8 protein-coding genes and 1 pseudogene are annotated in these 8,760 nt (G+C 33.8%); 5 read left to right on the top strand and 4 right to left on the bottom strand.

The genetic code is table 11. The annotated features are described in order from the left end of the window. The first annotated feature begins 303 nt into the window (after positions 1-303). Positions 304-615 (top strand): hypothetical protein, encoded by a 312-nt coding sequence (locus ACWATA_RS29145; RefSeq protein ID WP_473050522.1) that lies wholly within the window; start codon positions 304-306, stop codon positions 613-615. Between the two features lie 97 nt (positions 616-712). Here the strand turns inward: ACWATA_RS29145 and ACWATA_RS29150 are convergent, their stop codons facing one another. The 3 genes from ACWATA_RS29150 to ACWATA_RS29160 all read right to left on the bottom strand — a co-directional run bounded on the left by ACWATA_RS29150 (position 713) and on the right by ACWATA_RS29160 (position 3,451). Then, positions 713-988: a hypothetical protein gene (locus ACWATA_RS29150; protein WP_473050523.1), complete on the bottom strand. Its 276-nt coding sequence runs from the start codon at positions 986-988 to the stop codon at positions 713-715. 555 nt (positions 989-1,543) lie between these two features. Then, on the bottom strand, positions 1,544-2,443 hold the full coding sequence (locus ACWATA_RS29155) for a transcriptional regulator (RefSeq protein WP_473050524.1): 900 nt from the start codon (positions 2,441-2,443) through the stop codon (positions 1,544-1,546). A 393-nt stretch (positions 2,444-2,836) separates the two neighbouring features. Next, on the bottom strand, positions 2,837-3,451 hold the full coding sequence (locus ACWATA_RS29160) for a MerR family transcriptional regulator (protein WP_473050525.1): 615 nt from the start codon (positions 3,449-3,451) through the stop codon (positions 2,837-2,839). A gap of 679 nt (positions 3,452-4,130) precedes the next feature. Here ACWATA_RS29160 and ACWATA_RS29165 point away from each other — a divergent pair. The 4 genes and pseudogenes from ACWATA_RS29165 to ACWATA_RS29180 form a co-directional block, all read left to right on the top strand. Next, positions 4,131-4,580 (top strand): hypothetical protein, encoded by a 450-nt coding sequence (locus tag ACWATA_RS29165; protein WP_473050526.1) that lies wholly within the window; start codon positions 4,131-4,133, stop codon positions 4,578-4,580. A 120-nt stretch (positions 4,581-4,700) separates the two neighbouring features. Beyond that, on the top strand, positions 4,701-4,883 hold the full coding sequence (locus tag ACWATA_RS29170) for a hypothetical protein (protein ID WP_473050519.1): 183 nt from the start codon (positions 4,701-4,703) through the stop codon (positions 4,881-4,883). Between the two features lie 347 nt (positions 4,884-5,230). Next, positions 5,231-5,476, top strand: coding sequence for a hypothetical protein (locus ACWATA_RS29175; protein WP_081085249.1), 246 nt, complete (start codon positions 5,231-5,233; stop codon positions 5,474-5,476). A gap of 502 nt (positions 5,477-5,978) precedes the next feature. Continuing rightward, positions 5,979-6,062 (top strand): annotated as a pseudogene (locus ACWATA_RS29180) (YjcZ family sporulation protein); the annotation flags it as partial. Between the two features lie 641 nt (positions 6,063-6,703). On the opposite strand, the gene mobQ reads toward ACWATA_RS29180, so the two are convergent. Continuing rightward, positions 6,704-8,686, bottom strand: a complete 1,983-nt coding sequence (gene mobQ / locus ACWATA_RS29185; protein WP_473050521.1) for a MobQ family relaxase — start codon at positions 8,684-8,686, stop codon at positions 6,704-6,706. Between the last annotated feature and the right edge of the window lie 74 nt (positions 8,687-8,760).

Below are 8,760 nucleotides of genomic sequence, written 5' to 3' on the forward strand. Positions count from 1 at the left end.
AACGTTTTTGATGAAATCAGCATCATGAACACCGAAGGTGTCAGATGCTGATTTCATCTTTGCCGATAGGCAAACAGGTTTTATAAAATTCGCCATCTAGGCGAATGAGTCTTTGGTTTTGTCTTTTCGTTCCAAAGGAACCGCACACATCGGTACGATGTATAAGTGCGCCCTTATCTCTTCGATCTAAGGGAATTATACCATACCCTGGTGAGAGAATCTATGCTAAGGATACCAATTTACCCCAATTTTTGATATAATCAATTTAAACATTAGAGAACAGAAAAAAGGAGATGAGTATGGGTGCCGAAGAAGCGAACAGATGAGGAAATTCTTCTGGAATTAGAAGAGAAAATTGAGAAGATGAAAGCGAAGAAACAACAAGTTGAAGCGCGTAAAAAAGAAAAAGAGAGAAAAGAAAGAACAAGACGACTTATTCAAGTCGGCGCGATCTTCGAGAAATACTTTGAGATTCAAAATGAAGACGAAGCAGAAAAGATTGCGAAAGCATTGCAATCTTATGTAGGGAAAAATAAAGATAAGATTTTGCATCAGGATGTGGTTGTAAAAGAAAAAAAGAAAGCAGCAGCTGAAGTAGCTACTTCCCAAGAATAATTTACAACGCAAGTTTATAGAGTTTCAAATTAGCTATTTTAGCTTGAATAAACTACTCAAACTAAAATAGCTAATTTGAAACCTTTTAGTTCTTATACTATTCAATATCAATTTCTCGTTCTTTGTTTGGAAATTCAACTAAATTGCTTTTTGAATTTTTCTTTTTGGGCTTTTGAGTTTTCGGTTTCTTGACTATGACTCTCTCGACCTCATCTCCGTTACTATTGACTAATGTCACTAGCTCCCCATCAGCATTACGAAAATTAATATATAGATTTGCTTTCGAAAGAGTTACTTCATACTCATCCATTAACTCTTGTAATGTACTAGCAATAAGTTCCGGTGTAACTGGCTCTTCAAATTTTATTCTCATTTCCAATCACCTCATTTTTTATTTCTTTTATTTTAACTTAGATGAATGATTAGTTTAACCCCGGAAGTAAAATGGCTTTACGAAATACAACAAAGACCTAATAAGTTCTTATTAGACATGATTTAAGCGTCCCGTGGGCTTAAAAATCTAATCTAAAAAAGGAGTAAGAAAAAGAACATTTCTAATAGGTACATGATTACTAACGTAATCAAAGTTACCTATTAGGAAAGTATCTTGAAAAATACGGTTAATTTATAGACTTATTGATTATAATCCCCTAATTGCTTATACACCAACGCATGTAATAGAGATTTTATATATGATTCAACATAAGTACAGGAAAAGGCATCTTAAAGGTTTCATTTTTTGAAGATCCTTCTCTTAAACCGCAAACAATAATTATGCCATGTCCTTTACAAGGTTTTATTTTAGATTGTTATTGATACAGCTACACATGTAGTCACGTAAGTATACAATGTTTCTTTGCATAAGTATTTTTCTAAACAGCCGATTCTCAACAGTCTATAGACAAAAATAGGCTTCAAGATAACTATATTAAGCATCTAAGTCTAAAAAGTTATAGAATAACGGATTAGATTTATTTCTTTGAACTTCTCTTCTACGCTCAGCAGCAAATAAACCTCTTAAAGTCCCGAAAAAATAGGCGTCAAAGGTTGTTTTTATTCGATTTCTTTTATAAGCAAAGACCGTTTCTTTAAATGCTTGAACAGCAATTGATACTAATTCCTCAACAGGCTTCTCTAGGCAGCTTATTTTGTGTGCTAAGCGTACTTTCCCCCATAAGTGATAAATATCATCTGCATAGTTAAAAAACGGCTGTACGGCTTCTTTAAATGGTGTTGGAATAAAAGACGGTAGATAATCCGTTGAAAGCTTTATATCTATGTCTTTACGTATGTATTTATTTAAATCTTTTAAAGTTAAATTATAGGTAGGGATTTTTTTTGCCTCTTCATCCTTACTCTCACAAGGGATTTCAGCATTTTCTGCTTCAACATCTGCTTCAACATGAGAAGTCAAATCGAGCTGTAAAAAGTTTACCCAATACTCGAAGTAAGGGTGGTTAACAAATAAGTGTACAGGATTCCCTTTACCGTTATTACGAGGACAACGTCGATAGATAGTTACAATTTGCCCTTGTTCTCGTAACTCTTTTATGTGACGGTCAATGGTTCCTTTGGATTTTTCATAGGTTTTACCTAAATATGTACTGCCAGGAAAGCAAAAGCCTTTCTCTGCACCTAACCAGCATAGTCGATCTAAAGCTTTTCTTGTTCCGTCATGTAAACGATAGTATTTATCACCATAGAGCTGAATAATTTCTTTCAATAATTTTCGTTTCATCGATTGATGTTGAGGACGATTTTCTGTATAACTTTCGTAGGCTTGCATGTGGTTAAACTCTTCCGTAGTAAGTATGCGGCTAATTGTCATTGGTTCATCTTCTCCTTTTAGGAACAAAAAAAGACATTGTCTCCCTTAACAAGGAAAACAATGTCTTTTTTTGTGATGAACTAAGCCCTTGAAATAGATGTCAATTTCGTATAAAATAAAACCATAAGTTTTATCTTATCGATAATGAAACTATTAACAAGAGACTTCGACAGGTGTTTTCCCTAGTTTGCGTAGGGGGAACGGTTTAAGGGTGCTGCTTACACTTCTTAAACACGTTGAAGTCTTTTTTCTATTCCGTCCATTTTGTTAAGTCTATTATACCTTCTATTAATCTGATAATTCAATGAAAAATAGTAATATAAACCAAAAAAAGAAAGCTCCATTGCAATGGAGCTTTCTTTTTTTGGTTTATATAGGTTAATAGTTCAATTGTTATTTACCTTGGAATAATCGTGATAGAAAGCCTTTGAATCCTGATTTACCAAGGTCTTTACTGTGGTTTTTACTTAAGTCATCAGCAACAGCTAACATTTTTTTTGTTTCTAAAAGAGACCGAGCTGTTTCATCAAAACGTTTATAATGCTCTTCATTACGATTACTTACTTCGTCTAATTTTTTAATAAGAGCCATATTAAATTGTTTTTGTTGTTCGTTATGTTCTCTTAATAACTTGATCTCTTCTTTTAGCTCTTTTAATTCGTCAGCAATAACTTCACCTGTTGCCTTTGTAGGTTCTGGTTTAAAAGATTCTCCTCCTGTAGCAAAATAATTTTCAATTTGCTTAATTGACCAATTCTGTTCTCGGTGCAACGATCGGATTTCTTTTAACCTTTCCATACCTGCTTTATCAAATTTTGTATAGCCATTAGATGCATCTTTTTTATGAGGAATATAATCACGTAATTCCTTCATCCAGTTTCTTACGACATTAGGTGTTTCACCTATAATATTAGCAGCCTCTTTAATTGTAAATTCTAATTCATTATCAACATCAGAACCTTGGTCTTTATCCAATTTTTTGTCACCGTGGTTCTCAAAAATATCCATGTTTCCACCTACTTTATAAACCTAAATTTAAATCTATATATCTTAATAAGAAACCTTAGTATTAAGATTTACCAAGGTTTGTACCTAAGATATCAACCTTGATAAGTACTAGCTAGTTGATAAATAAATACTGTGTTTCTTAAATTATCTTACACTGTTCTTCCTCTATATTCGACCATAAAAATATTCCTCCTTTAGAATTTAATAATTTAAATTCTAAAGGAGGAAACGTTGATTTATAGACGGGCTATACCGTTTTATATTTCTCGCCAATAGCAAAATAAAAAGCCACCTCTTGAGTGTATGGTAAGAGAGGCGGCTTTTTATCTTAAGGGGTTTGACAACATTACAAATCATAAAAGTAGTCAGAATAATTTTACGACTATTTTATAATTAAATCAATGTAAGGCAACTTTGAGCATATGAATAAAAGGTGCGCTTTTTATGCATCCGCGTGGTTGATCCTCCTAATGAAAAGCCTGATAAATCAACAATGTATAAAAAGCTGCATACTCCGGAAAAAGAACCCTCGGCGGAACCGTTCTGCGACAAGGGTTCTTTTTTGTGGTGTGTTCCGGAAAGAGTGATTATGTTAACTAACGTTGCATACCATATACAAGTTTTTTATTATGGTAAAATGACTATTACATAGCAAATTTAGATAAGGGGTCGTCAATTAATGGAAAGAAATTTGAATGGAAACATAGTAAAAGGAGAAAGAGTTGGAAGTTTCTTTTTAGGTATGTCTGAAGAAGTTTTATTAAAAGAACTAGCACAACCATATAGAGTTGAAAAGAGACATAGTTGTACAGTTTTCCATGCTGAACACATGTCTTTTTTTGTAGATCACGAAACAAAAAAAATAGTTCAAATCTGTATGTTTGAAGGATTTGAAGGTAAATTTCTAACTCACTATGGAGTGGGAAATGATTTATTAGATGTGGATCCTGATCCAGAAAACTGGTATGTAGATTGGGAAGAAAGTTGCTATTCGTCAGTAAAACATAAAGGCATCATATTTGGACTAGAAGAACATGCCACAATGTATGAGGTTGAGTCCAATAAAAAGTTCCCTATAGGATGGATATGTATTGCTCATCCTTCAATGTATGAAGACAGAGAAGAATAAGTTTAAGTGCCGATAATGTGGATTACGTTAACTATGATTGCAGATAACATATATTCTGAACTAATACGTAAACTTTGATAAAATGTAATTATAAGGAAAACAAGGGGAAGGGGTTATTTTTTGTTTTTTAATTTTGTTGGTATGTTATCAGGTCTAATAATAGCCTTAGCAAACATTTTTGATTCTGGTTTTCATGGATTTATGCGTTGGGTAATGATTACTTGTGGTCTAGTAATGTTTATCTCTCATTTAAAACTAGCTTTAGATAAAAAGAAAAATGGCGTAATTAACCGAGATAAATAGAAGACTTAAATTGTTATAAAAAAGCACCTAATATTGTGATTAGATGCTTTTTTTGCTACCTAGAAAATCCATTATGTAAATTAGGCTTGTATATCATACACAATGTAAAAAAGAAAAAAGACCACTGTTTCCTATGCAGTAGTCTTTTTTTCAAACCTTGCCCTAAAGGTTTATTTTGATGTTTAGTACATCCTGATTAGTTTGCTTATGTTATTTAGATAATATTCATTTTGATAATTTTACGATATAGATAAAAGTATGGAGATAGCCCATATTTAACGAAGATAAGCTCTTTATATACTAATGTACATAAACTATAAAAGTTTAGTCGAAAGAAGGTGAATTCTATGCAATACGGACACTCATCATATGTGCCATGGGAACAATGGCATCAGCAACATCCTCATAGTAGCTGGCAGCAGTGGCATCACCAACACCCATACGTGTCATGGGAACAATGGCACCATCATTATCCTCATAGCACATGGCAGCAATGGCATCAGCAAAATCCATATATACCATGGGGACAATGGCATCAGCAGCATCCTCATAGTAATTGGCAACAATGGCACCAAACATATCATCAGAGATGATAAAATTAAAGTTATGATAAGAATACTGTATTCTATGTGAAATAAAATGGAAGGTTTATATACTTGCCTATTTTCCTACCTTCAATTAATAAAATCACTTATCATATATTGTGTGCAATTTAAAACCAGAAAAACTCCCTGAATGTGTTCAGGAAGTTTTTCTGGTTTTCGATTTTAGAGAATTAGGTTTTATGAGATGATGCTTTAGAACATCTTGAGTAGCTTATGCACTCATTTCCACATACAGAATCTCTTGTATGTCAAGAGACGCACCAACATTTTTGTGTGCCAAGTTGCCCTCCTAGACCCCGTCCTTGGTGCTAATATAAAAAAACCATCCCTTCATTCAAAATAATGAAGGGTATTTAATCTATGCAATTTATTATGTAAGTTAGATATTGCTGAATAGTAGCCTAAGTTAACTTAAAATCCAATTGATATCGATATTTGTACATATAATGCTATAGATGAATAATGCGTATTTAAAATTCCTCCCTAAGTTTATGTTCTTCTAATTGTCTTATTTATTCTGCTTTTGATTATTGGATGTAGTTGTTTTAGTGGTGGCTACGGAGGCTTCTGCTAAATCGATAAAAAGGCCTTTCAACTGGAAGGCTTTTTACATAACTAATTTAATAGACTCCTGAATATCGTTAGAATTAGAAGTTTCTTGCTATTTATATCAAGAGATCTGAAAGTTATTGATACACATATTGTATGGTATGCGGAGTTATAGGAATGTTACGGACAAGTATAATCAATTTTAAATTATATATAAATTTTCATGTTTTTAAACATTTGACCTATACCAAATTTTATTTTCTCCATAACATGTACTATAAGGTAATTTGCAGTCAATGAAGGCTCAAACTTAGTACAGGCTGTTCCCCCTTAGCAAATGATAGTCAACTTAAGTTGACTAAATAAGCCTTAAGGCAATTAAAGGAGGGGAAAGGTATGTGTTGTTGGAATTTCTTTGGTTGTGGCTGTAGACGTCGCTGTAGATGTGGTTGTTGGAACTATAATAATAATTATGGTGGTTGTCGTAATTACGATAGATATGATGGATATAACAAAGACAGTGATTATGGCAATTGTAACTGTAAAGATGGTTATGATGGTCATAAAGATCATCACTCTGGTTGTAAATGTAAGCATGAAGGCTATTCAAATTATTAATTTTATAAAGAGAAAGGCTTGTTCATATAATTGAACAAGCCTTTTTTATTAACGTTCAATTTCGGGCCCTTGATTTTTAGATCTATTTATATTGCTACTCCTCATTTTTCTAAGTTGGTGCCTCTGTTGACCTTGTTCTTCACTACGAGTAGCTTGCTGAATAGCATCAAAGATGCCTGAGACTATTTCTGTGACGTGTTCTTTGACTTTTATGTCTTTTTCTATAGTTGGTATTACATTTTCCTCAAGTCCTCTAATTTCGGCTTGTCGCTTGTTTAAATCCTCTGGTCCTTTATATCCTTTTTCCTTAAGGTTATCTCGGTAGTGATTTGCTTCATGTTGCAATTCTTCATAGTGCTGACGTGCTTTCTTTGAAACTAAACGCTTAGCTGCTTCACCAGGACTATTGTTTAATTTATCAAGTTCTTTTTCTGTTTTTTCAAGGCTAGTAACTTGGTTTTTTATATTATCTAGATGATCTTTTTCCGTTTGAAAGATTTTTAGGTCTTTCTTTAGTTTGTATAGATCGTCTTGTTGATTTTCAATTGCTTTTTCAATGACTTCTAACGTTACAGGAGTCTTTTTGGCCATATCTATATGTTTCTCTAGTTTTAATGCATTCTCATAGCTTAAATATTTTCCAGCTGTTTTTAAGTCTGGATAGTGAGAGCTTACTTCACGAATTTTAGCTGTTTTAATGGCTTCCTCTGCTTGTAACAATACTTTAGTTTCTACTTGAATCTGTTGCTTCTCATACTTAATTTGATGCAGACGATTCTCTTTTTGCTGAGAGAATTCTGTATAGCGTTCGCAGAACTCTTCTTCATTTGAGAAACGAAGGGATTCTTTATACCTTTCAATGCCATTTACATAGGTTTGTTTGTTACTTTCTAAATCAGAAATCTTATCAAGATGACGACGTTTCATCATATTATTTCCTTTGAGTTTAAAGGGATTAAGAGACCCTTTAAGTTCTTCTACTTTTTCTTCATTTTGTTGGATTTCATAGTTTAAATCCCTTATACGGTCATAGTGATTGCTGACGTTCAGAAATTGTTGCTGTTGTACGTGGAAATGACGTTCAATTGGATCATGACGATCACTCATTTTGCGTAGTTCTTCCTGGCGTTTTAAAATATCGTCTAAGGAAATGGCTTTTTGGTTTAAAAGCGACGCTGCCTTTTGAATATAAGTCTTTTCAATATCTGTAGAGAAGCCAAATTGCTTCTCTTTTTCTTTCATCTTTTTTACGTGAGCTTCTTTTTGACGACGATAAGCTTGTAGATCAATGACAGCTTTGTTGTATTCTTGACGTTCTCGATTGATTTGACCACGATGACTTTGTTTTCCTTTCTTCTCCATATCATGAGCGACATGACCTAAGTGAATGGTTGGAAGGACTTCAAGTCCGCGGTTCTCATGAGAAAGGTGCGTAATACGCTCTTTACTTTGAGCTTGTTCTAACGCTTGATTGGCATAGTTTGCCCACTCTTCACGAATAGACAAGCAACCCTCGCTATTTTTAACGTACCCACGATTGTTTTCTTTGGCATTGGCAAAATCAGCATTCCAGTCACGATTCTTTTTGCCAAACCCATCTTGATCCAAGTTTCTCATCGTTAACATGATGTGAGCGTGAGGGTTATTGGCATTGTCACGATGGATAGAGATGTCTGCAACCATTCCTTTTTGAACAAATTCATTTTGAGCAAAAGACTGAATGAGTTCTTTTTGTTGATCCTGATTTAGTTCAATTGGTAACGCAATGTTTAATTCACGTGCCAATTGTGAGTCTTTACGTTTCTCTACTTTTTCAACTTCATTCCATAAACGGTTACGATCTTTCATCCATTCTGGCGCATCAGAAGGAGTCAGAATCATGGTTTCTGGCTGTACATCACGAGCATAAAACTTTTGTTCGTCAGTACGTTCATCATGTAGTTTTTCTCCACTGCGGTAAGCAGCTGCAGCGACAGCTGATTGTCCTTTTGAACGACTGATGATTTGCATCGATAGATGGTAGATAGCCATAATTCTTTCCTCCTTTCTTGAGAATGGGTTAGTGGTTTAGGAATAAGTTGATAAGAGCACAAAGTGCGCTAATC

The organism is Priestia sp. USM5, from assembly GCF_058323215.1.

Excerpts from the sequence above, each read along its gene's own strand:
- ACWATA_RS29150 (WP_473050523.1), bottom strand. The coding sequence starts at position 988 with ATGAGAATAAAATTTGAAGAGCCAGTTACACCGGAACTTATTGCTAGT.
- ACWATA_RS29165 (WP_473050526.1), top strand. The coding sequence starts at position 4,131 with ATGGAAAGAAATTTGAATGGAAACATAGTAAAAGGAGAAAGAGTTGGA.
- ACWATA_RS29175 (WP_081085249.1), top strand. The coding sequence starts at position 5,231 with ATGCAATACGGACACTCATCATATGTGCCATGGGAACAATGGCATCAG.
- mobQ (WP_473050521.1), bottom strand. The coding sequence starts at position 8,686 with ATGGCTATCTACCATCTATCGATGCAAATCATCAGTCGTTCAAAAGGA.
- ACWATA_RS29155 (WP_473050524.1), bottom strand. The coding sequence starts at position 2,443 with ATGACAATTAGCCGCATACTTACTACGGAAGAGTTTAACCACATGCAA.
- ACWATA_RS29160 (WP_473050525.1), bottom strand. The coding sequence starts at position 3,451 with ATGGATATTTTTGAGAACCACGGTGACAAAAAATTGGATAAAGACCAA.